General features: G+C 70.4%; 20 protein-coding genes. 7 read left to right on the top strand and 13 right to left on the bottom strand.

Features of this window, described 5'->3' with window-relative positions:
• Positions 1 to 50: 50 nt before the first annotated feature.
• The 7 genes from QSK32_RS38215 to QSK32_RS38185 form a co-directional block, all read right to left on the bottom strand.
• On the bottom strand, positions 51 to 854 hold the full coding sequence (locus tag QSK32_RS38215) for a carbohydrate ABC transporter permease (RefSeq protein WP_045739523.1): 804 nt from the start codon (positions 852 to 854) through the stop codon (positions 51 to 53).
• Positions 851 to 1,723, bottom strand: coding sequence for a carbohydrate ABC transporter permease (locus tag QSK32_RS38210; RefSeq protein WP_045739524.1), 873 nt, complete (start codon positions 1,721 to 1,723; stop codon positions 851 to 853). The genes QSK32_RS38215 and QSK32_RS38210 overlap by 4 nt, the downstream gene beginning before the upstream one ends.
• Complete coding sequence (locus tag QSK32_RS38205) at positions 1,720 to 2,991, bottom strand: ABC transporter substrate-binding protein (RefSeq protein ID WP_285474678.1); 1,272 nt, start codon at positions 2,989 to 2,991, stop codon at positions 1,720 to 1,722. Before QSK32_RS38205 ends, QSK32_RS38210 begins: the two co-directional genes overlap by 4 nt.
• On the bottom strand, positions 2,988 to 4,118 hold the full coding sequence (locus QSK32_RS38200) for an LLM class flavin-dependent oxidoreductase (protein WP_285474677.1): 1,131 nt from the start codon (positions 4,116 to 4,118) through the stop codon (positions 2,988 to 2,990). The genes QSK32_RS38205 and QSK32_RS38200 overlap by 4 nt, the downstream gene beginning before the upstream one ends.
• 74 nt (positions 4,119 to 4,192) lie before the next feature.
• The gene (locus QSK32_RS38195; protein WP_285474676.1) at positions 4,193 to 6,418 is read right to left on the bottom strand and encodes an ATP-binding protein; all 2,226 of its coding nucleotides are present in this window, start codon (positions 6,416 to 6,418) and stop codon (positions 4,193 to 4,195) included.
• A 37-nt stretch (positions 6,419 to 6,455) separates the two neighbouring features.
• A complete protein-coding gene (locus tag QSK32_RS38190; protein WP_285474675.1) occupies positions 6,456 to 7,781 on the bottom strand; it encodes an NAD(P)/FAD-dependent oxidoreductase in 1,326 nt (441 codons plus the stop codon).
• A gap of 127 nt (positions 7,782 to 7,908) precedes the next feature.
• Positions 7,909 to 9,063 carry a S8 family peptidase gene (locus QSK32_RS38185; protein WP_285474674.1) on the bottom strand — a complete coding sequence of 385 codons (1,155 nt, stop codon included), beginning with the start codon at positions 9,061 to 9,063 and terminating at the stop codon, positions 7,909 to 7,911.
• A gap of 180 nt (positions 9,064 to 9,243) precedes the next feature.
• On the opposite strand from QSK32_RS38185, the gene QSK32_RS38180 reads away from it, so the two are divergent.
• Entirely contained in the window at positions 9,244 to 11,298 is a 2,055-nt protein-coding gene (locus QSK32_RS38180) for a sensor histidine kinase (RefSeq protein WP_045739529.1), read from the top strand.
• On the top strand, positions 11,295 to 12,491 hold the full coding sequence (locus QSK32_RS38175) for a GAF domain-containing sensor histidine kinase (RefSeq protein WP_045739530.1): 1,197 nt from the start codon (positions 11,295 to 11,297) through the stop codon (positions 12,489 to 12,491). Before QSK32_RS38180 ends, QSK32_RS38175 begins: the two co-directional genes overlap by 4 nt.
• 1 nt (position 12,492) lies before the next feature.
• Here QSK32_RS38175 and QSK32_RS38170 read toward each other — a convergent pair whose 3' ends face one another.
• From QSK32_RS38170 to QSK32_RS38160, 3 genes are all read right to left on the bottom strand, one after another.
• A complete protein-coding gene (locus tag QSK32_RS38170; RefSeq protein ID WP_045739531.1) occupies positions 12,493 to 13,059 on the bottom strand; it encodes a hypothetical protein in 567 nt (188 codons plus the stop codon).
• Between the two features lie 26 nt (positions 13,060 to 13,085).
• Complete coding sequence (locus QSK32_RS38165; RefSeq protein WP_285474673.1) at positions 13,086 to 14,297, bottom strand: GAF domain-containing sensor histidine kinase; 1,212 nt, start codon at positions 14,295 to 14,297, stop codon at positions 13,086 to 13,088.
• Between the two features lie 193 nt (positions 14,298 to 14,490).
• Positions 14,491 to 15,759 (bottom strand): pyridoxal phosphate-dependent aminotransferase, encoded by a 1,269-nt coding sequence (locus QSK32_RS38160; protein WP_045739533.1) that lies wholly within the window; start codon positions 15,757 to 15,759, stop codon positions 14,491 to 14,493.
• Between the two features lie 293 nt (positions 15,760 to 16,052).
• Here QSK32_RS38160 and QSK32_RS38155 point away from each other — a divergent pair, with 293 nt between their 5' ends.
• Positions 16,053 to 16,472, top strand: coding sequence for a cupin domain-containing protein (locus QSK32_RS38155; protein ID WP_045739534.1), 420 nt, complete (start codon positions 16,053 to 16,055; stop codon positions 16,470 to 16,472).
• Positions 16,473 to 16,756: 284 nt separating this feature from the next.
• Here QSK32_RS38155 and QSK32_RS38150 read toward each other — a convergent pair whose 3' ends face one another.
• From QSK32_RS38150 to QSK32_RS38140, 3 genes are all read right to left on the bottom strand, one after another.
• Positions 16,757 to 17,551, bottom strand: a complete 795-nt coding sequence (locus tag QSK32_RS38150; RefSeq protein ID WP_285474672.1) for an alpha/beta hydrolase — start codon at positions 17,549 to 17,551, stop codon at positions 16,757 to 16,759.
• Positions 17,551 to 18,387 (bottom strand): alpha/beta fold hydrolase, encoded by an 837-nt coding sequence (locus tag QSK32_RS38145; RefSeq protein WP_285474671.1) that lies wholly within the window; start codon positions 18,385 to 18,387, stop codon positions 17,551 to 17,553. The genes QSK32_RS38150 and QSK32_RS38145 overlap by 1 nt, the downstream gene beginning before the upstream one ends.
• Before the next feature lie 137 nt (positions 18,388 to 18,524).
• Positions 18,525 to 21,347: a helix-turn-helix transcriptional regulator gene (locus QSK32_RS38140; RefSeq protein ID WP_285474670.1), complete on the bottom strand. Its 2,823-nt coding sequence runs from the start codon at positions 21,345 to 21,347 to the stop codon at positions 18,525 to 18,527.
• Between the two features lie 62 nt (positions 21,348 to 21,409).
• On the opposite strand from QSK32_RS38140, the gene QSK32_RS38135 reads away from it, so the two are divergent.
• The 4 genes from QSK32_RS38135 (at position 21,410) to QSK32_RS38120 (ending at position 26,006) form a co-directional block, all read left to right on the top strand.
• A complete protein-coding gene (locus QSK32_RS38135; RefSeq protein ID WP_285474669.1) occupies positions 21,410 to 22,228 on the top strand; it encodes an alpha/beta hydrolase in 819 nt (272 codons plus the stop codon).
• A 38-nt stretch (positions 22,229 to 22,266) separates the two neighbouring features.
• Positions 22,267 to 23,874, top strand: coding sequence for a hypothetical protein (locus tag QSK32_RS38130; protein ID WP_285474668.1), 1,608 nt, complete (start codon positions 22,267 to 22,269; stop codon positions 23,872 to 23,874).
• A 127-nt stretch (positions 23,875 to 24,001) separates the two neighbouring features.
• Positions 24,002 to 24,604 carry a DUF7691 family protein gene (locus QSK32_RS38125; protein WP_285474667.1) on the top strand — a complete coding sequence of 201 codons (603 nt, stop codon included), beginning with the start codon at positions 24,002 to 24,004 and terminating at the stop codon, positions 24,602 to 24,604.
• Between the two features lie 193 nt (positions 24,605 to 24,797).
• Complete coding sequence (locus tag QSK32_RS38120) at positions 24,798 to 26,006, top strand: RHS repeat-associated core domain-containing protein (RefSeq protein WP_285474666.1); 1,209 nt, start codon at positions 24,798 to 24,800, stop codon at positions 26,004 to 26,006.
• Positions 26,007 to 26,054 lie beyond the last annotated feature (48 nt).

Below are 26,054 nucleotides of genomic sequence, written 5' to 3'. Positions count from 1 at the left end.
TTGGCGTTACCCGGCCCGGCGCCGCGGAACCTGTGTGTTGGCTGAGCACCTCAGCCCTTGACGGCTCCCGCGGTGATGCCCGCGACGAAGTGCCGCTGCAGGAACGCGTACGCGATGATCATCGGCAGTGACGCGACCACCACGCCGGTGAACAGCAGCGGGTATTCGGTCAGGTATTCGCCCTGGAAGTCCAGCAATGCCAGGGGCAGGGTGCGTTTGTCCGGGTCGTCGATGAAGAGCAGCGGATAGAGCAGGTCGTTCCAGTGCATCACGATCAGGAAGATCGCGGTGGCGGCCATCGAGGGGTACGAGACCGGCACGGCGATCCTGGCGAACGACGCCCACGACCCCGCCCCGTCGATCTCGGCGGCCTCGAACAGTTCGCCGGGTAGCGTCCGCATGAACCCGGCCAGGATGAACACCGCCACCGGCAGCGTCACCACGATCTCCACCAGCATCAGCCCGGTCAGACTGTTGCGCAGCCCGAGGCGGTCGAACTGCACGTACTGCGGGATCATGATCGCCTGCGCGGGGACGGCCAGCCCGAGCGCGAAGATCCCGAAGAGGATCCGGGACGGCCACCGGGGCAGCCGGGCCACCGCGAAGGCGACCAGGCTGCCGAGCAGCAGGGTGGCCGGGACCGACACCAGCACGACCAGCACGCTGTTGCCCAGCACCCGCAGCAGGTCCTGCTTGGCCAGCACGGTCGTGTAGTTGTCCAATGTCGGATCGGTGGGCAGCCCGAACGGCGAGGCGAACAGTTCCGGTGTGGTCTTGAGGCTGCCGCCGACGATCACCACCAGCGGGACGACGATCAGCAGGGCGTAGATGCCCAGTACAACGCGTCTGGTCATCTGTGGGCCATCCTCGCGGCTCGGTTCTGCAGGATCGTGACGACCGCGATCACCACCATGAAGACGATCGACTCGGCGGCGGCGTACCCCAGATGGGAGTTCGCGAACGTCGTGTAGATCCGGGTGGCGAGCACGTCGAGGCTGGACCGGGGCGGATTGCCGGCCAGCCCGAGGATCAGGTCGAAGGCCTTGAACGACTGCAGTGTCGTGTACGCGATGACCAGCGCCGTGGCCGGTGCGACCATCGGCCAGGTGACGTGCCGGAACTGCTGCCAGCGTCCGGCGCCGTCGGTGCGCGCCGCCTCGTACAGTTCCGCCGGGATCTGGTTGATGCCGGCGATGTAGATGACCATCATCTGCCCGGCGTGGAACCAGATCTGCGCCACCGCGACCCAGAGGATCGCGGTGCCCTCCTCGCCGAGGTAGGCGGACTGGAACCGGCCCAGGCCGACCGCCTGCAGCAGGGTGTTGGCCAGGCCGAAGTTCGGGTCGTAGACGAACTTCCAGATGAACGCCACCGACACCGACGACAGCACGGTGGGCAGGAAGAACAGCGCCCGCAGCAGTGTCGACGACCGGCTGCGGGCGGCCAGCAGCACCGCGAGCAGCAGGGCCAGCAGGGTCTGCCCGACCACGACCACCAGCAGGAACTTGAGGTTGTTGGTGAGCGCGTTGCGGAACAGGTCGTCGTTGCTCACCACGTCGGTGAGGTTGGCGGCGCCCACCTCGGTGAAGGTGGGGCTGTACCCGTCCCAGTCGGTGGTGGCGTACCGCAGGCCCTGTACGGCGGGCAGCAGGAAGAACCCGCCGTACAGGGCCAGCGCCGGCGCGGCGAACAGATAGAGGCCCAGCCGGTTTCGTTTGATCATTTCTTCTGGTCGACGACCTTCTGTGCGGCCTCGGCGGCCTCTTCCGGGCTCTTGCCGCCGACGACCTGCACCGCCGCGTTCTCCACCGCGCCGCGGACGTCGAGGTTGCTGAACTGGAAGCGCGGGGCGAGGGCGGTCTTCTTGGTGAGCCAGGGCGCGAGGGCCTTGAGGTCGGCGTTGGTGTACTCGACGCCCTTGACCGTGACGTGCTGGGCGGTGCCGTTGGCGTAGACGCCGGCGACCGCGGGGTCGGACAGGTGCTCGAGCCATGCCTGCGCGGCGGCCTGCTTGGTGGACTTGGCGTTGACGCCGAGGATGAAGGTCGCGTTGAACACGCCCTCGTACTTGGCCTTGTCGGCGGTGGTGGTGATCGGGGCGAGCAGGTCGATGCCGAAGGTGGCGCCGAGCTTGCGGACCCCGGCGACCTGGAACGAGCCGGTGGCGAGCAGGCCGGCCTTACCTTGGGCGAACAGGGCCAGGGCGGCGTCGGCGGAGGTGCCGGTGGAGCCGGTCTGGAAGTACGGCGCGAGCTGCTGGTACTGCTTGAGGACGGTGAGGAACCAGTCGTCGGTGACCTTGGCCTCGCCGGTTTCGATCTTGCCGAGGGCGTCGTCGGTGGGGGCGTTGTTGACCACCATGACGTTGAGCAGCTGACCGGCGTTGGCCGCGTCACCGCCGGGCCAGGCGATCGGGCTGACGCCGAGGCCCTTGAACTTCTCCAGCAGGGCGAGGAACCCGTTCCAGTCCTTCGGCGCCTCGGTGTACCCGGCCTTGCTCAGCAGTTCGGTGTTGACCAGCGGGGTGTTGAAGACCAGCTGGTACGGGACGCCGAGCTGCTTGCCGCCGTCGGTGCCCGCGGTGATCAGGGCCGGCTCGTACCTGCCGAGCAGGGACTGTCCGGTGAGGTCGGTCCAGACGCCGGCCTTGGCGATCTCCAGGAACTGCGCGCCGCGGAACGCGGTGAACGCGTCGCCGACGCTGCCGCCGCGCAGCTTCTGCAGGGCGGTGCTCTGGTAGTCGTTGGACGGGGAGATGTCCTGCTGGACGGTGATCTTCGGGTTCTTCTTCTGGAAGTCCGTGATGATCTGGGCGAAGACCTCCTTGTCCTCGGCCCGCCAGTGGGCGAACGACAGGTCGCCTCCCGCTTCCTGTTGTGCGGCGGTGCCGGAGTCCCCGCCGCCGGGCCCGGCGCAGGCGGCCAGCAGGGAGGCGGCGCCCGTTCCGGCCGCGAGGCGCAGCATGTCGCGACGGCTGAATGACGACTTCATGAGGGTTCTCCAGGAGAGGAAGGGGTGGGGGCGAGGAGGCCGCGCCGTCGCAGCTCGGGCACCAGGCCCTCGCCGGCGTGGTACGCCTCCTCCAGGTGCGGGTAGCCGGAGAGGATGAACTCGTCGATGCCGAGCTCGTGGTATTCGGCGATCCGGTCGGCGACCTCGGTGTGGCTGCCGACCAGGGCGGTGCCGGCGCCGGGGCGGACCAGGCCGACACCGGCCCAGAGGTTGGGGGAGACCTCGAGGTTGTCGATCGAGCCGCCGTGCAGGGCGAGCATCCGCTGCTGGCCGACCGACTCGGCCTGGCGCAGGGACTGCTGGGCCTTCTCGATCTCCTCCGGGCTGAGGGCACTGAGCAGCGCGTTCGCCTCGGACCAGGCCTGCTCGGCGGTGTCGCGGGTGATGACGTGCAGCCGGATGCCGAACCGTAGGGTGCGCCCGGCGGCGGCCGCGCGCTCGCGGACCGCGGCGATCTTCTCGGCCACGGCGGCGGGTGGCTCGCCCCAGGTCAGGTAGGTGTCGACGTGCCGGGCGGCGACGTCGAGGGCGGGTAGTGAGGAGCCGCCGAAGTAGATCGGCGGCGGGGCGAACCGGCCCGGGGCGACCGCGCCGGCCACCCGGTAGTGCTCGCCCTCGAAGTCGTACGGCCCGGACCAGGCGCCACGCAGCACGCTGAGAAACTCGTCGGTGCGTTCGTAGCGCTGGTCGTGGTCCAGCCAGTCGCCGAAGCGCCGCTGCTCGGTGGCGTCGCTGCCGGTGACGATGTTGAGCATCAGCCGGCCGCCGGAGATCCGCTGGAACGTCGCGGCCATCTGGGCGGCCAGCGTGGGGGAGAGCGAGCCGGGGCGGAACGCGACCAGGAACCGCAGGGTCCGCGTCTCGCGGGCGATGGCGGCGGTGGTCAGCCAGGCGTCCTCGCACCACGTGCTGGTGGGGGTGAGGACGCCGGTGAATCCGTTGCGCTCGGCGGCACGGGCGACGTCCACCAGGTAGTCGATGTCGGCCTCGCGGACGGCGGCGGCGGACGAGGCGGTGTGCGTGCGGCGTCCACTGCGGTCGTCGTCGCCGACGATGGAACGACTGTCACCGGATGTGGGCAGGAACCAATGCAGGACCACGGGCATGGTCCAGGATATTTGCACAACTCCTATAGATCAACAAGGCGAGCTAGAGTATGTGCACGTGAACAGGCAATCCGTCACCGGGAGCTTCCCGCTGGATGGACATCGGGGTCAATCGATAGCGGGGGATCGTCGCAACTGTCCTTCGGCGCGGTCCAGATGGTGAACGCGAAGACCGTGCCGCCACCCTCATGCGGCTCCGCCTCGATGTGCCCGCCGTGGCGTTCCACGATCCGGCGGCAGATGGCCAGCCCCAACCCGGTCCCCGGCACCGCCACCCCGTTGCCGGCCCGGTGGAAACTGTCGAAGACCGCGGCGTGCTCGCCCTCCGGGATACCGATACCCCGGTCCGCCACCCGGATCAGTGCCTCGCCCCGACCGTCCACCCGCGCGGTGATCGTGATCCGCGGGCGCTCGTCCGCCGCGGTGTACTTGATGGCGTTGCCGATCAGGTTGTCCAGCACCTGCCGCAGCAGCACCGGATCACCCCGCACCCAGGGCAGCGGACCGATCGCCAGCTCCGGCGCCGACTCCGTGCCCGGCGGCGCGTCGGCCCGGGCGGCCACCACGTCGTCGACCAGCGCCCGCAGGTCCACCTCCTCGATCCGCAGGGTGGCGTCGCGGGCCGCGGTGTAGTCGAGCAGTTCGGTGATCAGCCGCTGCATCCGGTCCGCCCCGCCGATCACCTTGTCCGCGCTGCGCAACGCCCGGTCCAGGAAGGCGGGCTGCCCCTTGCGCCCGGCCCACTCCTCGGTCGCCTTGTACCCCTCGGCCAGCCCCTCCAGGCACTCGGCGACCAGTTCGGCGTACCCGCGGACCGCGGTCAGCGGCGCCTTCAGGTCATGGGCCACCACCCCGGCGAACCCGCGCAGCTCGGTCTCGGCATGTTTGCGGGCGGTGATGTCGTGGAAGACCGCCACCGCACCCCGGCGGCCGGACGCGGTCTCGATCGGCCGGGCCGACACGCTGATCACCCGGCCCTCCGGGTACGCCTCGTTGCGCACCACGATCTCCACGTGGTCGCAGTTCTCCCCGCCCAGCGCCCGGGCCAGCGGCAACTCGTCGTCCGGGAACGGCGTGACCCCATCCAGCCGGAAGAACCCGTAGTGCGCCTGCCACGTGCCCATCCCGCCGTCGGCGTCCCGCCGTCCGACGATCCTCCGGGCGGCCGGGTTGACCAGCAGGAACCGGCCGTCCGGCCCGGCCACCGTCACGCCGTCGCTGATCCCGTCGAGCACGGTCCGCAGCAGGTCGGCCTGCCGCTGCGACTCGGCCTCCCCGGCGCGCAGCTCGGCGGTCGTCCCGCGGACCCGGGCGTGCGCGCGTTCCCGGTCGGTGGCGAGCACCCAGATCAGGGCGGTGAGCAGCAGGGTCAGGGCCAGCCCGCCGGCGCCGACCACGAGCGGGAGATCGGTGTGCGCGCCGGACAGGGACGCGGCGTGCGCCGCCAGCCGCAGGGTCCAGGTTCCGTCGGCGACCGGCACCGAGATCGTACGGTGCACATCGCGGAGGCCGGGTGTCGCGGCGCGCAACGCGGCGACGGTGGTCTCGGTCCGGTCCGTCCTGCTGGTCGCCGTCAGGCTCATGTCCAGCAGGCCCTGCCCGGCCGCGGCCATGGTGGCGCCCATGAAGTTCTGGCCGCGCACCCCCAGCATGATCCAGCCGGTGAACGTCTGCCCGGCGCCGGTGTAGACCGGGGCGGTCAGCACGAACGAGTTCTGCCGCCGGTCGGCGGGCAACACCCGGTCGACGATCAACTGGTACGGGGCCGAGACCGACGGCCGCCCGGTGCGGCGTGACTCGGTGAGGGTCGCCGCGGGCGCCTCGGCCAGCATCAGGTCGACGCCGCCCGGGGCGGGAAGGCCGTCCAGCGACGTTCCGAAGATCGAGTAGACCCGGTCGCCCGGCCCGTGCTCGACCAGTTCGAGGTCCGGCACGCCCCGTTCCCGCCAGCGTTGCTGCACCCGCGCGGCGGTGCCGTCGGGCACCGGCACCAGGAAGGCTATCGAGGTCGCCCCGGCCAGTTTCATGGTCCGCAGCGGCTGGGTGATCGCCGAGTACTCGGTGGCGGTGAGCGCCTCCTGCGCGCCGGCCGCGGCCGCCGTGGTCCGCAGCGTGTCCAGGTACCGCCGGGTCTCCGAGCTGATCGCCGCGGCCGCGACCGTCGCGTTCCGGTCCATCCGTGCGTCGCCGGCGAGGGTCTCCCGATGGTCGAGCGAGGCGGCGATGCTCATGGTCACGACGACACCGGCCAGCGCGACGAGCGTGCTGACCACCGCGGCGCGACTTCGCTGCCTCCCCACGTTCTCCTATCGGATGGCGGCGCCGGTCGGCTGAGTGTCAGACCTCTGCTGCCGCTCGCTCGGCCTCCGCGCGGCGCAGTGCGCCGCGGGCGGTGATCTGTGCTTCGGTGACGGCCCGCTCCGCGCGGCCCCGGCCGCCGAAGGCGACGGCCCAGCGCACCAGCGAGCTGACCCGGTTGCGGCCCTTCGGCAGGTACGCCCAGTGCACGCCCAGCCAGAGCAGCCAGCCGGCCAGTCCACTCAGCCGCAGGCCGCGCAGGTCGGCGACGGCCGAGAACCGCGCGACGGTGGCGATGTTGCCCTTGTCGAAGTAGCGGAAGGGCCGGCCGTCCGGCTTGCCGGCCAGCCGGCGGCGGATCGTGGCACCGGCATGGCGCCCGCCCTGGATCGAGACCTGGGCGACGCCGGGCAGGCCGTCGACACTGGCCAGGTCGCCGACCACGAAGATCTCCGGGTGGCCGGGGACGGTCAGGTCCGGCGCGACCCGGACGCGTCCGGTGCGGTCGGTCGCAGCGCCGGTGGCCTCGGCGATCCGGCGGGCCAGCGGGGCGGCCGCGACACCGGCGCTCCAGATCTTGGTCATCGCCGGGAGGCGTTCGGTGTCGTCGCCGGCCAGGATCTCGACGCCGGTGGCGTCCACGTCGGTGACCCGCGCGCCCAGCCGTACCTCGACGCCGATCTTGCGGAGTCGTTGCGCGGCGCTCGCCGACGACCGCGGCGAGAAGGTGGGCAACACCCGGTCGACGGCGTCCAGCAGGACGATCCGGGCCTGGCGTGGGTCGATCCGGCGGTACTCGCCGGGCAGTGTGCGGTGCGCGATCTCGGCGATCTGACCGGCCAGTTCGACGCCGGTCGGCCCGGCGCCGACGATCACGAAGGTCATCCAGCGGGCGGCGGCCGCGGGGTCGGTCTCCAGTTCGGCCCGCTCGAACGCGGTGAGGATGCGGGCGCGCAGCTCGACCGCGTCGTCCAGGGTCTTCAGGCCGGGGGCGTGCTCGGCGAACCGGTCGTTGCCGAAGTACGACTGCCCGGTCCCGGCCGCCACGATCAGAGTGTCGTAGGGGACCTGGTATGCGACACCGTCCGCGGCGTTCGCGGTGACGGTCCGCGCCACGACGTCGATGTCGGTCACCCAGCCGAGCAGCACCTCGGCGTTGCGCTGGCGACGGAACATCTCCCGGACCGGGGTGGCGATCTCGCCGGGCGAGAGCACGCCGGTCGCGACCTGGTAGATCAGCGGTTCGAAGACGTGGTGGTTGGTCCCGTTGAGGACGGTGACGTGCGCCGGCGCGTTCTTCAGTGCCCGGACGGCGTACCGCCCGCCGAAGCCCGCGCCGACGACGACGACCCTGTGCTCGGTCATGTGGCCTCACGCTCCTTGTTCCGTCCAGTACAACGGTTCAGGGCAGGCCACACATCCCTCCTGAGCTGGGATGATGATCACCGATATGTGGTGTCACATTTCCCGGCGCTCCTTCGTCTGCTGTTTTTTACTGGACGACGAACAGCAGGCGGTTCGGCGAGCCGGTACCCGGGCTGGTCACCACGTTGGGCGTGGCGTTGCTGGTCAGCGCCGAGGCGACCTGCGCCGGGGTGTAGGAGGTGTTGCGCGACAGCACCAGAGCCGCGGCCCCGGCGACGTGCGGCGACGCCATCGAGGTGCCGCTGATGGTGTTGGTGGCGGTGTTGCTGGAGTACCAGTCCGAGGTGATCGAGGTGCCCGGCGCGAAGATGTCCAGGCAGCTGCCGTAGTTGGAGTAGCTGGCCCGGGCGTCGGTGTTGGTGGTCGCGCCGACCGTGATGGCGGTCGGCACGCGGGCCGGCGAGTAGCTGCAGGCGTTGGCGTTGTTGTTGCCGGCCGCGACGGCGTAGGTGACACCCGAGGAGATCGAGCTCGCGACCGCGTTGTCGATGGCGGTGCTGGCGCCGCCGCCCAGGCTCATGTTGGCGACCGCCGGCTTGACCGCGTTCGAGGTGACCCAGTTGATGCCGGCCACCACACCGGCCGTGGTGCCGCTGCCGGAGCAGTTGAGCACCCGGACACCGACCAGCTTGACGGCCTTGGCCACACCGTACGTGGTGCCGCCGACCGTGCCCGCCACGTGGGTGCCGTGGCCGTTGCAGTCGACGCCGCCGGTGCCGACCGCGTCGTATCCGAAGGTGGCCCGTCCGCCGAAGTCGTTGTGGGTGTACCTGATGCCGGTGTCGATGATGTAGGCGGTCACGTTGGATGCGGTGACCGGGTACGTGTACGTGGTGCTCAGCGGCCGTGCCCGCTGGTCGATCCGGTCCAGCCCCCACGTCGCGTTCGACTGGGTGGCGTTCAGCCGGACCACCTGGTTCTGCTCCACGTACGCGACGTCGGTGTCGGCGGCGAGCCGCTTCGCCTGGGTCTCGCTCATGGTGGCCTCGAAGCCGTTGAGCGCCGTGCCGAAGCTGCGTCTGACCGCGGCGCCGTACGCCTGGCTGACCTCGGCCTGCTGGGCGCCGGACTTGAGGACCACGATGTAGCTGCCCGGGATCGCGTCCGCGCTGCCGGCGAACCGGATCTGTCCGGTCGCCGGTGCGGCCACCGCGGGGTTCGCCGCGGCCAGGACGGCTGCTGCCGCCACCAGTCCGGCGGCGAGTTGTCGTCGAGTCGCCATGCTCATTCCTCTCCCACGCCTGTAACTATCGATGGGCATGAGCGTATGAGCTGCGGAGATCGTCTTTAAGATATCGAAACAGATATATCAATGACCGGGTATCGGGCCGGATGTTCAGCGGAGCGCCGTCCGTGCCGATGTGAAGGTGAGAAGGGCGGTTCCAGCTGTCGAGGCGGTGCGATGAGTAGTCGGTTGTCCGTTCCCAGCACACTGGTCTTCGCGCCCCTTTACCTGGTGACGGTCCTGGCCGGCCAGCAGACCGTGCTGGACTCGATCGGCGAACCGATGATCTGGCCGGCGGCCGGGGTGGCCGCCGTCTGGCTGGTCGTCCGCGACGACGCCCGCGGCCGCTGGCTGGACATCCCGATCCTCGGCGTCCTCACCGTCGCCGGTCTCGCCGTCACCGGCATGAGCCCGGGCATGGCCGCGCTGCACGGTGTCACCGCCGTGGTCTTCGCGATGGTCTTCGCCGTCGCGGCCGGCCGCTGGCTGCCCGGCCTCTGGGGCGGCGACCAGCTCAGCGGCGGCGGCCGTCCGCTGACCCAGCTCGGCGAACTCTGGGGTCTGGTGCTCTCCGCCGTGCTCGCCTCGCTGGCCTCCACGGTCCTGGAGGTCGGCGGCGAAACCCTGGCCTCCGGGGAGTTCTCCGCCAGCGCGGCCTTCGTCGTCGCCTCCCGGGACGTGGGCGCCGTACTCATCTTCGGCGTCGCCGCGCGGCGCCTCGGCTTCCTGGCCAACGGCCACTGGCGGCGGGTCACCAACAGCCGGCTCGGCCTGGAGTGCATCGCCGTCTTCGGCGTCTCGGTGCCGTCCTACTACTACATCTTCGGCGTCAACCACACCGTGCCGATCGGCTTCATCCTGCTGCCGCTCACCGTGTGGGCCGCGGTCCGCCTGCCCACCACCCTCACCATCCTGCACACCATGGTCTTCACCTGCATCGCCGGGATCTCCACCCTGTCCGGGCGGGGACCGTTCGTGGTGGTCGCCGACGAGGGCACCCGGGCCTTCGTCGTCCAGCTGTACGTCGGCGTGCTCGCCGTGGTCGGCCTGGTGATCGCGCTGGCCCGCGACGAACGCGAGGCGCTGATCCGCAAGATGAGCTCCTCCGAGGAGGAGGCCACCGAGAAGGCCGGGCTGATGACCACCATCGTCAACTCGATGACCGAGGGCCTGGCCATCCTCGACCCGGCCGGCAAGCTGATCCTGCGCAACCCGGCCGGCGGGCGGATCCTCGGCAACCTCAACACCGTCGCCGGCGGCGGATCACCCGGCACCGACCACGGCTTCTTCCACCCGGACGGCACCCCGCTCAAGGACGACGAGCTCCCGTACGCGCGGGCGCTCGCCGGCGAGGACGTCGAACCGATGGACATCATGATCCGCAACTCGGCGGCGCCGGAAGGCCGGATCGTCCGGTTCAACGTGGCCCGGATCGCCGTGCACACCGGCGGCGCCCAGCACGTGGTGGTGGTCTTCCACGACGTCACCACCGACCGCCGGCACCGCGACGAGCTGATGTCGTTCGCCGGCCGGGTCGCCCACGACCTGCTCAACCCGCTCACCACCATCGAGGGCTGGGCCGAGGTGCTCGAACAGGAACTGGCCGGCTACAAACCGGCCGAGCGGGTCAACCGGATCCAGCGGGCCGCGGCCCGGATGCGGACCTTCCTGAACGGGCTGCTCGCGTACACCGCGGCCCGCGACGGCAAACTCATCCTCACCACGGTCAACCTCGCACTGATGGTCGGCGACATCGTCAACAGCCGCCTCGACCAGGCCGACAGCGCCGGCACCGCCCCGCCGTCGTTCGAGGTCGGCCAGCTCGACCCGGTCGAGGCCGACCCGGTCCTGATCCGGCAACTGCTGGAGAACCTGATCGACAACGCCCTCGCCCTGGTCCCGCCGGGCGTCGGCGCGTACGTGAGCATCTCCTCCCAGCAGGCCCCGAACGGCATGCTGCGCATCGACGTGCTGGACAACGGCGTCGGCCTCCCGGAGAACGCCCGCCGGGAGATCTTCACCAACTTCCACCGCGGCGAAGGCATGAGCACCGGCGGCGGCAACGGGCTGGAGCTGGCGATCTGCAAACGGATCGTGGACCGGCACGGCGGCGCCATCGAGGCGATGGCGAACCCGTACGGCAGCGGCACCCGGATGTCGTTCACCCTGCCGGCGGGCCGGTCCGCGTACGCGAGAGCACTCGGTGCGCAGCGCGTCACCCCGGTGCGATGAACCAGACGGGGGAACGCCGGCGCCTCGCGGCCCTGGCCGGGTACCGGGTGATGGACACGCCCGCCGAACCGGACTTCGACGACATCGTGACGCTCGCCGCGCAGGTCTGCGGCACCCCGATGGCCATGATCAGCCTGGTGGACGCCGACCGGCAGTGGTTCAAGGCCCGGATCGGCACGGACGTCACCGAGACCCCGCGGTCATCCTCGCTCTGTGCCCTCGCCATGTACGCCGACGGCGTCACCCACGTGCCGGACGCCCGCCTCGACCCCCGCTTCGCCCGCAGCCCGCTGGTCACCGGCGCCCCCGGCATCCGCCTCTACGCCGGTGCGCCGCTCGCCGACCCGGAGGGCCGCCCCCTCGGCACCCTCTGCGTCGCCGACCACGAACCCCGCGAACTGACCGAGGCCCAGCAGAACGGCCTGCGCGCCCTCTCCCGGCACGTCGTCTCCCAGCTCGAACTGCGCCGCTACGCCCGGGACATGCGCGAACTCAACGAGCGCCTCCGCGACGCCGAACGGATCAAGGACGAGTTCCTCTCCCGGGTCACCCACGAACTGCGCACCCCGCTCAGCTCGATCCACGGATACCTCGAGGTGCTCGACGACCCGGACCTGTCCAGCACCGCCCGCGCCGGCTTCCTGGAACGCATCCAGCGCAACTCCGACCGGCTGATCACCCTGGTCGACGACATGCTGCTGGCCGCCCGGCTCAGCGGCGAACACGGCGGCTTCGACCGGCACCCGGCCGACCTGGCACTGCTGGTCACCGCGGTGGCCACCCAGAACCGGCCGCTGGCCGAGGCGAAAGGCCTGACCGTCACCGCCGAGGCGGAACAGACGGGCCTGTTCGCCGGCGTCGACCTGACCCGGCTCACCCAGGCCCTCGACCGGCTCGTCCTCAACGCGGTCAAGTTCACCGCCCACGGCGGCATCCGGATCACCGCGGGCCGCCGCGGCGACCGGGTCGAGGTGCGGGTCGCGGACACCGGCATCGGGATCGGCCGGGCCGACCGGGAGCGCGTGCTGCAGCCGTTCCGGCGCGCCGCGGAAGCGGAGAAGGCCGAGGTCCCCGGAGTGGGACTGGGCCTGACCATCGTCAAGGCGATCGTCGAGGGACACGACGGCGCCCTGCGGGTGGAGAGTCTCTCCGGTCAGGGCACCACGATCGTCGTCGAGCTTCCGGCCCTCTGACTCACGGGGCGTCTCCTATCAGATCCAGGACGCCGATGATCAGCGTTGCGGTCGTCGACCGGTCCAGGTGCCGGTCCTGCCAGTCCCGGTCGCGCAGCCCGGACAGCACCCCGTCGAGAGTGCCCCGCACGGTGCGCAACGTGGCCGGCGAGAGCAACACCGCGGCGGTGCCGTCGTCGTGTGCCGCCCGGGCGGCCGCCCCCACCGCGACCAGGGCGGCGGCAGCCCCGTTCAGGACCTGGGCCACCAGCAGGCGATCACGATCGAGATTGAACGCGGTGATGTGTACGGCCATGCCGAGCGCCGTGATCACCCGGCCGGTCTCGTCGCCACTGAGCACGGCCGGCATCGTGGCGGCGTCCTCCTCGGCGGCGTCCACCGGCGTACAGAACCCGGTGATCAGCTCGTCGGCGACCGCGACCGGAACCCGCAGGACACCCGGGTCCACGCCGGGGAACCGGGCACCCAGCGCCGCCGCCAGCGCGTCCCGGACGAGGTACTCCGGCACCACCCGGTCCTGTTCGGCGAGGCGCCGCAGGATCGCGCCGGTCAGGTCGTCGATGCTCATCGGTGGCGTCGTGATCGGCCCGCTCGTCAGACCGTGCCGGGCAGGCTGATCCGGGCAGTGGACCCGCCTGGCGTACTCGTCACGGTCAGCGTCCCGTCGTGCGTCTCGACGATGTTGCGCGCGATGGTCAGACCCAGACCCACCCCCGGCACCGCATGCTCGCGGGCATGGGCACCCCGGAAGAACCGGTCGAAGACGTACGGCATCTCGTCCGGCGGAATGCCGATCCCGTGATCGTTCACCTCGACGGACGGCCGGCGCCCACCCTGCACCGCGATCAGCACCTGCCGGTCGACCGGGGTGAACAGCAGCGCGTTCCGCAGGATCTGCTCGACCGCGTGCGCCAGCCGGGTCAGATCGGCGCGGATCGGCACGTGATCCACGGCGTGCACCTCCACCGAGGCGGGACGCTGCGAGATCAGCGGACGGCAGGCGTTGACCGCGGCCGCCACCACGGTGACCAGGTCGACCGTGCCGACGTGATCCGGGATCGGGGCGCCGGCCGGCCGGGTGCCCGCCAGGATGTGGTCGACCATCGCCACCAGCCGCTGCCCGTTGCGGTGGATCGGCTCGATCAGCCGCCGGTACGGCGCCAGGTCGTCCTGGTCGCCCAGCAACTCCAGGTAACCCTGGATCGAGGCGACCGGCGTCCGCAGCTCATGGGTGATGGTGGCGACCAGGTCGTCCTCCCGCTGCGAGGCGCGGGCCAGCTCGTCGCCGAGATCCGACATCCGCATCCGGGTCCGGATCGCGGTCATGTGCGTGGCGGCCTGCCCGGCGAACGCGACCAGATTCTCCACCTGCCGGTCGGTGACGTCCCGCGGCTTGTCGTCGATGACGCAGAGGGCGCCCAGGGTGTACCCGTCCTCGTCGATGATCGGCGCACCGGCGTAGAACCGGATCCCGGGCTGCCCCACCACGTTGCTGTACGTCGCGAACCGCTGATCCCGCGTCGCGTCCGGCACGATCAACGGCTGCGCCTGCGGGACCACATGCGCGCAGAACGACACGTCGAGCGGGGTCTGCGGCTCACCCAGCCCGACACTGCCGGCGAACCACTGCCGGTCCCGGTCGACCAGCGACACCGCGGCCATCGGGGTGTCGAACATCGACGAGGCGAGCCGGGTCAGGTCGTCCAGCACCGCGGGTTTCGGCCGGTCGAGCAGCCGGTACGACTGCAGAGCGGAGAGCCTCGCCTGCTCGTCGCGCTCGGATCCGCTCCCCTGGGTGCCGTCCACGTCAGTTCATCGGCCCGCCACCTGCACACTTGAGTGAATGGATGACGAGAAAGGCACCGAGGCCCGTGTGGGCCCCGGTGCCTTCGCCCGGTGTCTTCGTGCCGTGTTTCAGTGCGGTGCTTCCATGTCGTGCTTCAGTGCGGTGCTTTCGTGCCGTGCTTTTCGTGCCGTGCTTTCGTTTTCCGGCGGAACGTCAGCTGACCGCGGCCCGGCGGGCGGTGTACTCACCGGTGCGCTGACCACCCGGGTACGGGACGATGCTGTCGGCCTGCTGGTCCTCGTACGACTCGGCCCAGCGACGGTTGCCGGCCGCCTCCATCGGGTCGTCGTAACCGCCGCGGCTGTGGAAACGCTGCCCGTACTCCATCATCCCGTCGACGAGCCGGTCCACGTCGGCGGCGGGACGCACCACGAGACGCATGAACTGGCTGGTCATGCCGAGCTTGTTGCCGCACTCGCGGGTCATGATGCCGTGGTTGGCGACCAGGTAGTCGCGCAGCGCCACGCCGGACCACTCGTTCGGCAGCTTCACCAGGAAGAAGTTGCCCTGCGACGGGAAGACCGTCAGGCCCTGGATCCGGTTCAGCTCCCGGCCCATCGACCGGCGGTCCCGGCTGAGCAGGCGCAGGCTCTCCTCGTACTCCATCTCGTGGTCGGAGATCATGTGGACGACCTTCTCCGCGAGGGAGTTGAGGTTCCACTTCGGCAGCATCTTCGCGATCTTGCCGGAGATCGCCGGGTTGGCCAGCATGTATCCGAATCGGATGCCGTGCAGGCCGAAGTTCTTGCCCAGGCTCTTGAGCACCACGGCGTTCGGGCGGATCACCGCGTCCGGGCCCACCGACGGGTACCGTTCGGCGTCCGAGAAGTCGATGAACGACTCGTCGACGACGACCAGGTCCAGGTCGCTGAGCGCGTCCATGAACCGGATGACGTCCCGCCGCGGGATGTAGTGCCCGTCCGGGTTGTTGACGTTGCAGACCACAGCGACGCGGGACTTGCGCTCCCGGATGAACTGGACGTACTCCTCGAGGTCGAGGCGGAACCCGTCCCGCTCCTGCAGCGGGAACATGTCGACCCGCTTGCCGGTCTCCATCGGCTGGTCGGTCCACCGGCCGAACGTCGGGATCGGGATCGCGACGCTCTCCTTGATCAGGAGGTGGTCGATCCAGGTGATCAGCTCGGTCGAGCCGTTCGCCATGGCGACCGTCTGCGGGTGCAGGCCCAGCACGCTGGCGAGCTTCTTGGTGATCGACGCCGAGTCGCTGGGGTAGTACTTCAATATGCTCTTCAGATCCCGTGAGAGCTCGTCGAACATCTCCGGTGTCGGGAAGTACGGGTTGCACGGAATGCAGAAGTCGACGATCTCCGCACCCTCGCCGGCCGCTCGGGCCAGGTCGAAGTACGAGGCGCTGTGCGCACCCTTGTGCAGGATAGACGTATCGATTCCCGTCCGTGCCACGGTGATCCTCCCGAACCCTCGGTGACGTTGCACCCCCCAGTACGGGTATGGAAGTGGATTCGTTCAGCCTTATCGACTCTGCTTTCCCAGCAACTTGTCAGAATGGCTCGTACGCTGGGAATACTCCGTTGGGTGACGGCGCTCCGGCCGCCCCCGCGCCACCAATGATCAACTTTTTCGTTCTCCCGGTGAGCGCGCTGGGCGGTTCTCCCGGTGAACACGTCGGGCGGCAAGTACCGGTGAGCATGCCGGGCGGAAGTCCCGGTGGACGCGTCAGGCGGGAGGAGGATGTCATGCGAGAGATGATCCGGGTGGCGCTGACCACGGTGGTGGTGTCCGGCGCGGTGGCCACCGCGAGCCCCGCCCACGCGACACCCGGGCACGGGGTGACCACCCGCGAGGTCTGGCACTGGACCGTCGACGACACCGCGTACACCCTGCGCGAGATCACCATCGGCCCCGGCGGCGCCACCGGCTGGCACCACCACCCCGGCCTGGTCTTCGCCACCATCCGCAGCGGCACCCTGACCCACGTCCTCGCGGACTGCGAGATCAACCGCTACCGCACCGGTGACAGCCTGATGGAGGACCCCGACGATCCCCGCTCCCACACCGGCGAGAACCGCGGCAGCACCCCGCTCGTGATGGACGTCGTCTACGCCACCCCCGCCGGCAAGCCCCTGTCGACAGACGCCCCCGCCGCCGACTGCTGACCCGGGCGTCGGACACGGCTTGTGACCCGGGCGTCGGACACGGCTTGTCGCTTCCGGTCCGAGCCCGGCATGCCTTCAACTGCCTGGCCCAGTCCTCACCTGTTCACGCGAGGGCTGGGCCAGGCAGTGTCCAACACCCCTAGCCTGGGCCGTCCTGTCTCGGGCCGTCCTGTCTTGGGCCGTCCTGTCTTGGGCCGTCCTGTCTTGGGCCGTCCTGTCTTGGGCCGTCCTGTCTCGGGCTACCGCCGAGTGTCACGTCGCCGGGCGCTGGCTCCGTCGGCGGGTCAGCGTTTGTGCTGCTCGGCCCACTCCAGGGCCTTGTCGGCGACGGCCTCCCAGCCGGGCTCGGCGCAGGTCCAGTGCGAGCGGCCGGGGAACTCGTGGTACTCCGTCAGGGCGGCGGACTTGTGGTACTTCTTCGCGTTCGACTTGTTCACCGAGGCGGGCATGATGTGGTCGGCGCCGCCCGCGATGAAGAGCAGCGGGGCCCGGTCGTCGTTGTCGTAGTCGACCCACGTCTCCTGATGGCCGGGCTTGAAGTTGGCGATCAGACCGTAGGCCCAGATCCAGTTGCCGGGGGCCGGGATCGCATACTGCGCCCACGCCTTGTCGGAGTCCTCCCGGCTGAGCGTGTTGGCGAACGCGTAATGGAACTCCTCCGGGGTGAAACCGACCGCCTTGTGGAAGTTCGCCGGGTTCTTCAGCGCCGGGAACAACGACCGCACCTGCGAGAGCGGCGTGACGTGCACGCCCTCGGTCGGCGCCGAGTCGATGACCACGCCGGCGCTGCCCAGGCCCCGGGCGAGCAGCAACTGGGTGAGGGTGCCGCCGAACGAGTGTCCGATGATGATCGGCGCCTCGTCGAGGGACGCGATGACGCCGGCCAGGTGATCGACGGTGGCCGGAACGGTCAGGTCGGCGATCACCTCGGGCTTCTCCCGGAGCGCCTCGACCTCGATCTCGAAGCCGGGGTAGGCCGGGGTGATCACCCGGTGGCCGCGCGCCTCGAGGTAGGGCACCCAGGACTCCCAGGAGCGCGGGGTCATCCAGAGGCCGTGGACCAGAACGATGGTGCTCATCAGTGTGTCTCCTCGCGACGCAGGAAGGCCAGGAGGTCGGCGCCGAGCCGCTCCTTGTGGGTGTCGGTGATGCCGTGCGGTGCTCCGGCGTAGACCTTGAGCTCGGCGTCCTTGATCCGGGCGGCGGACGCGCTGCCGCCGACGGAGAACGGCACGACCTGGTCGTCGTCGCCGTGGATGACGAGCGTGGGCACGTCGAAGCTGTCCAGGTCACCGCGGAAGTCGGTGGCGGAGAAGGCGGCGATGCACTCGTAGGCGTTGCGGTGCCCGGACGCCATGCTCTGCAGCCAGAACGCGTCCCGGACGCCCTCGGACACGTCGGCGCCGGGCCTGTTGTTGCCGAAGAACGGCCCGTCGGCGAGGTCGTGGTAGAGCTGGGACCGGTCGGTGACCGACCCGGCCCGGATGTCGTCGAACACCTCCACCGGCACGCCACCCGGGTTGTCGTCGGTGCGCAGCATGAACGGCGGCACGGCCGAGACCAGCACGATCCCGGCGACCCGCCCGGTGCCGTGCCGGCCGACGTAGCGGGCCACCTCGCCGCCGCCGGTGGAGAACCCGACCAGGGTGAGGTCCCGCAGGTCGAGCGCGTCGATCAGGGTGGCCAGATCATCGGCGTACGTGTCCATGTCGTTGCCGTGCCACGTCTGATCGGACCGCCCGTGCCCGCGCCGGTCGTGCGCGATCACCCGGTGGCCGTGCTCGGCCAGGAGGAGCGCCTGCGCCTCCCAGCTGTCCGCGTTCAGCGGCCAGCCGTGGCTGAGCAGCACCGGCGGCCCGCTGCCCCAGTCCTTGTAGAAGATCCGCGCGCCGTCCGCGGCGGTCACGAAGCCCATGATTCCCCTTCGGAGATCGAGTCAGCCCGTTCGTCCTGCGGGCTCGATGCTCCTCCGAAATCCGGCCGCGCGAATCCGGCGAGATGCGTAGTCGGCCTACGTTCAGATGCGTAGTCCGACTACGTTCAGATGCCTATTCATCGAGGTGGGTAGGCGTGCTTCAATTGCCGCCGCGAGCTGATGCCGAGCTTCCGGAAGACCTTCCGGAGGTGGTAATCGACCGTGTTCACGCTCAGGTACACCCGTGCGGCGATCTCGCCGTTGGTCGCTCCGTCCCGGGCCAGCGCCGCGATCGTCGCCTCCTGGGGCGTGAGGTCGCCGCCCGCGGAGGCGCCGTTGGTGGAAGTGCCGAGGGCGGAGACAGCTGACGAGGAGGCGGTGAAGGAGAAATGCGACGACGACACGGACGCGGACGGTTCTCCGGCCGCCGCGAGTTCCTGGACTGCTCTCTCCGCGTACCCCATGGCTCCTATCGCGACGAAGGCGTCCCGCGCCGCACGCAGCTGGTCCCGCGCCTCACGCCGGCGTTTCTCCCTGCGCAGCCACTCTCCGTAAACCAGATGTGCCCGCGCGAGATCCGTCCGCGACCCGATGTCCGCGAAGTGGGCGAGGGCCTCGCGATAGAGCTCGTCGGCCGTCTCTCCCCGCGCGAGAAGTGCCCGCGATCTGGCGAGCAACCCGAGCGCGCGAGGCGTGCCGGCCGCCGAGGCCCGCGAGATCAAGATGGTGAGGGTACGCACGGCGAGCGCCCGGTCCCCCGACCGGATCGCCGCCTCCACGAGGTCCGGCAACACCCGTGTCTGGGTCCCGAGCGGATCGTCGTCGACAAGCCCGCGCAGGATCTCGCGGGCCTCGTCGTGGTGCCCGCGACCGAGGGCGAGCAGCGCCTCGGCATAACGGGCGAGCGCGACCACCGCGCCGTGCCCGAGCGGCACCGACGCCGCGCCGATCCCGCGGATCCGCTCCGCGAGATGCTCCGCGGTGCCGCGCCACGCCAGCATCTCCGGGAACTGATAGACCTCCCACTGGTCGGTGGTGGCGCCGAGCGCCGACCGGATCTGATGGCTTTCGATCATCAACTGCTCGGCCTCGGCGAGAAAACCCAGGTCGGCGCGGTTCGTGGAGTAGGCATAGAGGGCCGCGTCGAGTTCCCACAACGCCCCCGTGCGGCGGGCCGTCTCCACCGCCCGCTGCATGACCGCGACACCGTTGGTGACGTCCCAGCGGATCGTGCACGCCGTGACCGCCACGATGTACCGCTCGAGGAAGAGCGCGTCCGGCGTGTCCGGGGACAGCAGCGCCGCCACGCCCCGGCGCAGGATCGGTTCGGCCTGCTCATAGCCGTGCGCGATCAGCGTGGCGAACCCGGTGGCCAGGTCGTCGGCGGGCCCGGCCAGCACCGCCGTGGCGAGGTCGGCCGGGGTGGTGCCGCGCATCAGGTGTTCCGCGTTGATCGCCCACTGCACGCTGCGAAAGAGCGCCGTCTCGGTGGCCTCGGGCGTCCCGTCGCCGAACGCCCGGGCCGCTTCCAGGCAGATCGCCGCCGCGTCGGCCACGGTCCCGTCCCCGAGCGTGATCCCGGCGTAGGCGCGGGCGATCAGCGCACCTCCCCGGTCCGCGTCGTCCAGCCAGGCCGGGTTCAGGCCGTCGAGCAGCGACCGGGCCTGCAGCGGGGCGCCCGCGGTGATCGCGGCCTGCGCGGCGACCACGCGGCGGCGGGCTCGCAGCCGGTCGTCCGGCGTCAGCTCGGCGGCCCGGGCCAGGAAGCTGACCCGCGCGGCATAACCACCCCGGGCGGCCGCCCGCCCGGCACACCGTTCCAGCTCGTCGGCGACCTCCGGGTCCGGTCCGAGCGCGGCCGACGCCAGGTGCCAGGCCCGGCGGTCCGCGTCGACGGCGTCGGTGGTGGCCCCGGCCAGCGCGCGGTGTGCGGCCCGCCGTTCCCCCGGCGTGGCCCCGCTGTAAACGGCGGACCGCACGAGCGGATGCCGGAACCGGACATCGGCCTCGATCGTCACCAGCCGCACGGCCTCTGCGGGCTCCCCGGCGTCGGCGGCGACGCCGAGCACCCCCGCGGCGGCCGTGATCCGGTCCAGCCGTCCCGAGGGTTCGGCGGCGGCCAGCAGCAGCCAGGTCCGGGCCTGCGGCGGCAGCCCGTCGACCTGCCGCCGGTAATGCGCCTCGAGACGGGTGCCGATCGGCAGCGGCTCGGGCAGCTGCCGTCCGCCGAGCAACTGGTCATCGGTCAGCTCGTGACCGAGATCGGTCAGCGCGAGCGGGTTGCCGCCGGTGGCCCGGACGATCCGTGCCGCGACCGCCGGATCCAGCGGCCCACCCACCACCGCCCGCAGCAGCCCACCGGCCGCCTCGTCACCCAGCCCTTCCAGCTCGATCGCCGGAAGGCCGTCCAGCAGGCCGAACCCGTTACCGCTCCGGACCGTGAAAACGAACCCGACCCCTTCGGCGTGCACCCGCCGCGCCACGAACGCCAGCGCCGCCGCGGATTCCCCGTCCAGCCATTGGGTGTCGTCCACGCAGCACAGCAGCGGGCCGTGCGCCGTGGTCGCCTCCGCGAGCAGCCCGAGCGCGGCGAGGCTGACCAGATGCCGGTCGGCCGGCGCCCCTCCGGCCTGCGCTCCTTCGGCCGGTGTTCCTTCGGTCAGTCCGCAGGCGACCAGCAGCGCCCGGTGCTGGGCCGCCGGCAGCCGGTGCGGCAGCTCGAGGAACGGGATCAGCAGCCGGTGCAGCGCCGCGAACGGATAGTCCGCCTCCGCCTCGACCCCAGCGACCCGCAACACCCGCATCCGCCCGTCCGCGGCCCCGGCGGCGTATTCGAGCAGCGCGGTCTTGCCGATCCCCGCCTCCCCGCGCACCACCAGCACCCCGCTGAGCCCACCCGCTACCGCGTCGAGCAGCCCGTCCAGCCGTTCGAGCTCCCGCTCGCGTCCCCACAGCCCCATGCGTTGCTGAATAGGCGAGTCCGCCCCGTCGCGCAACCCCGAAGTCCACAGAGGAGTCAGCGATGAGAATGGTTCTGCTGCGCGGCGTACCCGCTGTAATCGTGGTCGTGCTGCTCCTCATCGCCCTGGCCTGGGTCTTTCAGCGTCGCGTCATCTACTTCCCGGACCGTCTCACGCCGCCGCTGCCGTCCTCGGCTCGCGCTGTGGTTCTGCACACCGTGGACGGCCTGGACCTCGCCGCATGGTCGGTGCCCCCACCGCCGGACGTCACCGACCGCCGGATCGCGGTCCTGGTGGCCCACGGCAACGGCGGCAGCCGATCAGGCCGCATGCTGCTCGCCACCGCCCTGGCCGGCCGAGGCCTGACCGTGTTACTCCTGGACTATCGCGGCTACGGCGGCAACCCCGGCAGCCCCACCGAGCAGGGCCTGGCCCACGACGCGGACGCGGCCCGCTCCTACCTGATCGGCGAGGCCGGTTTCGCCGCCGACCACCTGATCTACTTCGGCGAGAGCCTGGGCACCGCTGTAGCCACCGGCCTGGCCGTGCGGCATCCGCCAGCCGGGCTGCTCCTACGGTCACCCTTCACGGACTTGGCGGCGGCCGGAAGCGTGCATTACCCCTTCCTCCCGGTACGCGCCCTGCTCCGCGACCGTTTCCCGGTGGCCGAGCGGGTCACCCAGGTGAAGGCGCCAACGATCGTGGTCTACGGCTCAGCTGACACGATCGTCCCGCCCTCCCAGAGCCAAGCCGTAGCCGACGCCGCCGCCAACCTCACGCAGGCAATCGTCGTGCCCGACGCCGGCCACAACGACCGCACCTTCCTCGACGGCCCCGAACTGCTCACCGCCGTCGAAACCCTGGCCATTGCTATCGGCTGATCTTCTTGCGTGACTGGCTCCCGTGAAAGGCGTCGAAGGTGGATCTGAGCAGCAGACTTGAGGGTGTCGCGTGGGCGGGACTCGATCACGCATGCGGCGATGCCGCTGACCTGCCGCCGCTGCTGCGTGAGATCTACCGGGCGGAGGATCCCGACGAGATCGTCCGTGAGCTTCGTGCACGGCTGGTTCACCAAGGCCATGTTGTGTACTCCGCGTCGGTGGAAGCCGTCCCTGTTCTCGTGGGCATGGTGGTGGAGGCCGGCTGCCCGGCTCGGGCGGCCGTGGTGCGGCTGATCGGTGAGATCGCTCGAGAAGCCGGCCGGGCAGCGGCGACGCAGGAGCCGAAGATCCCGTGGTTGCGTATGTGGCGCGAAAACCTGCCTCAGGTGGCCAGCCTGCTGACTGATGGCGACGTCGGCGTTCGGCGCGTCGCCTCGTCGGCGTTGGCGTCGGCGGAGTTCGACCAAGAGCAGTTCCTGGAGCGGCTTCTGGAGGTGTGTTCGACGGAGCAGGACGAGCCGGCACTGCTGGGACAGTTGACAGCCATCGCCGACCTGCTGCAGGTGTCGCTGGCTGCCGTCCGAGACTCAGTGGCCGACAGGGTCCTCAGCGTCGTGTCGAGAGGTTCGCCGCAGGTGCGGATGGCGGGCGCCTTCATCCTGCGAGGGCCGGGGGACGCCGGAGTCTTCGTGGAGGCGCTCTCTGCCCCGGACGTCGAGCAGTGGCGTCGAACCTGGTGTGTGCCCGGTCGGCGTCAGTCGATCGTGCTGTGGGTCGACCAACGGTTGGCCGATGACCGGAACCTTCGTCTGAGCCTGGGGACCGGGCTGCTCGCATCGGCCGATGCGGCGACCAGGACCGTGGCGTTCAAGGTGCTGATACGGGTGGCGGCCAGATGGAGGTCCGCGATGGCCGACGTCGCCGCCGCGGGATTCCGGGCACTGGACGACCCCGCCGAGTCGGTGAGCAGCAGAGCGCTGTTCGTCCTTGCGCTGTCCCGGTCACGCAAGCCGGAACATACGAACCGGCTCGCGGAGATCGCCGCCGGCGACGGGGGGCACGCACGGCAGACCGCGATCTGGGGACTGGCCCGGGCCGGCGACTCTCGCTGCGTCCCGCATCTGTTGTCCGCCCTGCGATCGCCATACTTCGGATACCCCCACCATCAGGTGTACGAAGCGGCGGTGTCGCTGCCCGCTCTTCCTTCCGTCGACGAACTCCTGCTGGAGGCGGCCCCGTGGTCCGACAGGCTGCTCCCGGCCATCGAGTCGAGGCTGGCCGACACTCCAGCCGGCCTCGAACGGCAGACGCTCCTGCGCGTCGCATCGGCGTGGGAGACAGCCGAAGCCCTGCCCCCGTCGGCGGAGCATCGGAAAGCGGAAGACCGATCATCGGTACCCGAACAACCGGCAAGCCACGCCCTGACGAGGACCCTTCTCGACCTCGACAAAGGACACCCGGCCGATCTCATGACCCTCAAGCAGTTGACGGAGATGAGGACCGCCGATCTCCAGCTGATTCCCGTACTGCGTTTTCTGGTACGAACAGACGAACGCGTCACCGCCCCCGGAGGCGGCTGGCACAGCATCGACCTCGACGAGAAGCTGGCCGATGCCGCCCGCCGCCTTCTCGCCGCCACGATTTAGGTGCTGTGGTTTGAGTCTCCGTCACGCCCGGTCGTCTGAACCGCGGTTTTGATGGATGGGTGTGATCGTTGGTGGCGATGTGGGCGGCTCGGTGCCGAGGCGCTGGGGCGGCGGCTAACGTTCAGGCGTGGCAAACGGATTTGTGGGATACCTGGTGGACGCGGACGAGCTGGCGGGGCTGGCCGGCAGCGCGGAGCGGATCGAAGAGCTGATCGCCGAGTCGGCTGATGACATCGCCGACTTCGACGAGGAACTGCGCGACGACGTGGACGAGAGTGGCGACGGCGGGCAGCCCACGCTGGTCGAGGCCCTGCGGGCGATCCCCGGGGGTGACCTGGATGACGAACATGGTGTCGTCTACGCCGCCGCTTACCGCGTCCTGGTGGAGGCGCTCGGCACCCAGCTGATCGAGGGCCATCTTTCGCCGCTCCCCGGCGGGAAGGCCGGCGTGCTGGAACTTTCCACGGCCCTGCGGGACGCCGGGGTCACCGGGCAGTTGCCGGACGGCTTCACCGTCTACGAGCCGGAGATCGACCTGCCCGCCCCGGACGACTACCCGACCGTGGTGACCCTCAGTGCCGAGCAGTGCGCCAAGGCCGCCCAGGAGTATGAGGCCGCGCTTCCCACTCTGGCCGTCGAGCCCCGGCTGCGGGCGGCCGCCCAAGACCTGATCGTCTGGTTCCGCACCGCCCGCGACGCCGACCGAGACCTGATCATCTTCTTCGGCTGAAGGAGCAGGGCCGGTTGTTACCAGGTCTGCGGGACGCCGCGGACTTCGATCGTGTAGCCGACTGCGGCCCGGCGTGCACTACCCATCTTCCGGTGCCAGCTGACCACCGCCGGCCCGGTGGTCGACAGCACCCAGAGCTACGGCCTGGCGGCGTGGGTGCGGCTGGATCACCTCAACACGCCGCGCCCACCAGGTGCAGGTCAAGGTGCAGGGCGCGGCCGGCACGATCGCCGACCGCTCCTACACCTACGACGACAGCGGCCAGATCACCTCGATCTCCGACACCCCGGGGATCGGCGAGGCCGAGACCCAGTGCTTCACCCACGACCACCTGCAGCGGCTCACCTCGGCCTGGACGCCGAAGGCCGGCGTCGACTGCGAGACCGTGCCGTCGGTGGCGAACCTAGGCGGTCCGGCGGCGTACTGGACCGACTGGACGTTCGACAACCTGGGCAACCGCACCAAGGAGGTCACGCACGGTTCGGCTGGTGACACCACCCGCGCGTACGCGGTGCCCACCGCGGGTGCCGGTGTGGTCCGCCCGCACGCGGTCACCGGCATGACCACGACCCAAGCGGACCAGAGCAGCGTGACGGTCGGCTACACGTACGACGACACCGGCAACACGCTGACCCGCCCCGGCGACACGGCCACCCAGACCCTCACCTGGAACGCCGAGGGCAAGGCTGTCAAGTCCGTCGAAGGCAGCAAGGTCACCACCAGCCTGTACGACGCCGACGGCACCCGCCTCATCCGCCGCGACAACGACGGCGCCACCCTCTATCTGCCGGGCATGGAGGTCCGGCGCGCGTCCACGGCCACCATCGTGAACAGCGGTACCCGTTACTACAGCTTCGGCGGCGGCACCATCGCCTCCCGTACCCAGGCCACCGCGAGCCTGGCCTGGCTCTTCGCCGACCACCAGGGCACCCAGCAACTGACGGTCAACGCCTCCACCCTGCAGCACACCGTCCGGCGGCAGACGCCGTACGGCGGTCCGCGCGGCGTCAACCCGATGTGGCCCAACAGCAAGGGCTTCGTCGGCGGTGACCTGGACCCCACCGGCCTGATCCACATCGGGGCCCGCGAGTACGACTCGGCGTTGGGCCGCTTCGTCTCGGTCGACCCGGTCCAGGACTTGACCGACCCGCAGCAGTGGAACGCCTACGTCTACGCCAACAACAGCCCGATCACGTCGTCCGACCCCACCGGAATGCTGGTCGACGTCGGCAACGGCATCATCTACAACCCATACACCGGCAAAACAACCGGCGGCTCGACAACCAAAACCACCACCCCAAAAACCACCACCACGACTAGCGGCAACGCCGTTCAGTTAGGCGGATGGCTCATGCGTCAAGGCTCGTCGGTGACGACGTTGATGCTGGTGGTGGCCTTGTAGGTGTGGCGGTCGATGTTCGGTCCGCGGGCCTGGTATTTGGAGTTCGAG

It is taken from the genome of Actinoplanes sp. NBRC 101535 (assembly GCF_030269225.1).
In the GTDB taxonomy this organism is placed as follows: Bacteria; Actinomycetota; Actinomycetes; order Mycobacteriales; family Micromonosporaceae; genus Actinoplanes; species Actinoplanes rectilineatus.
The sequence above is the reverse complement of the archived record's forward strand: the minus strand, read 5'-3'. Positions and strand labels throughout refer to the sequence as shown.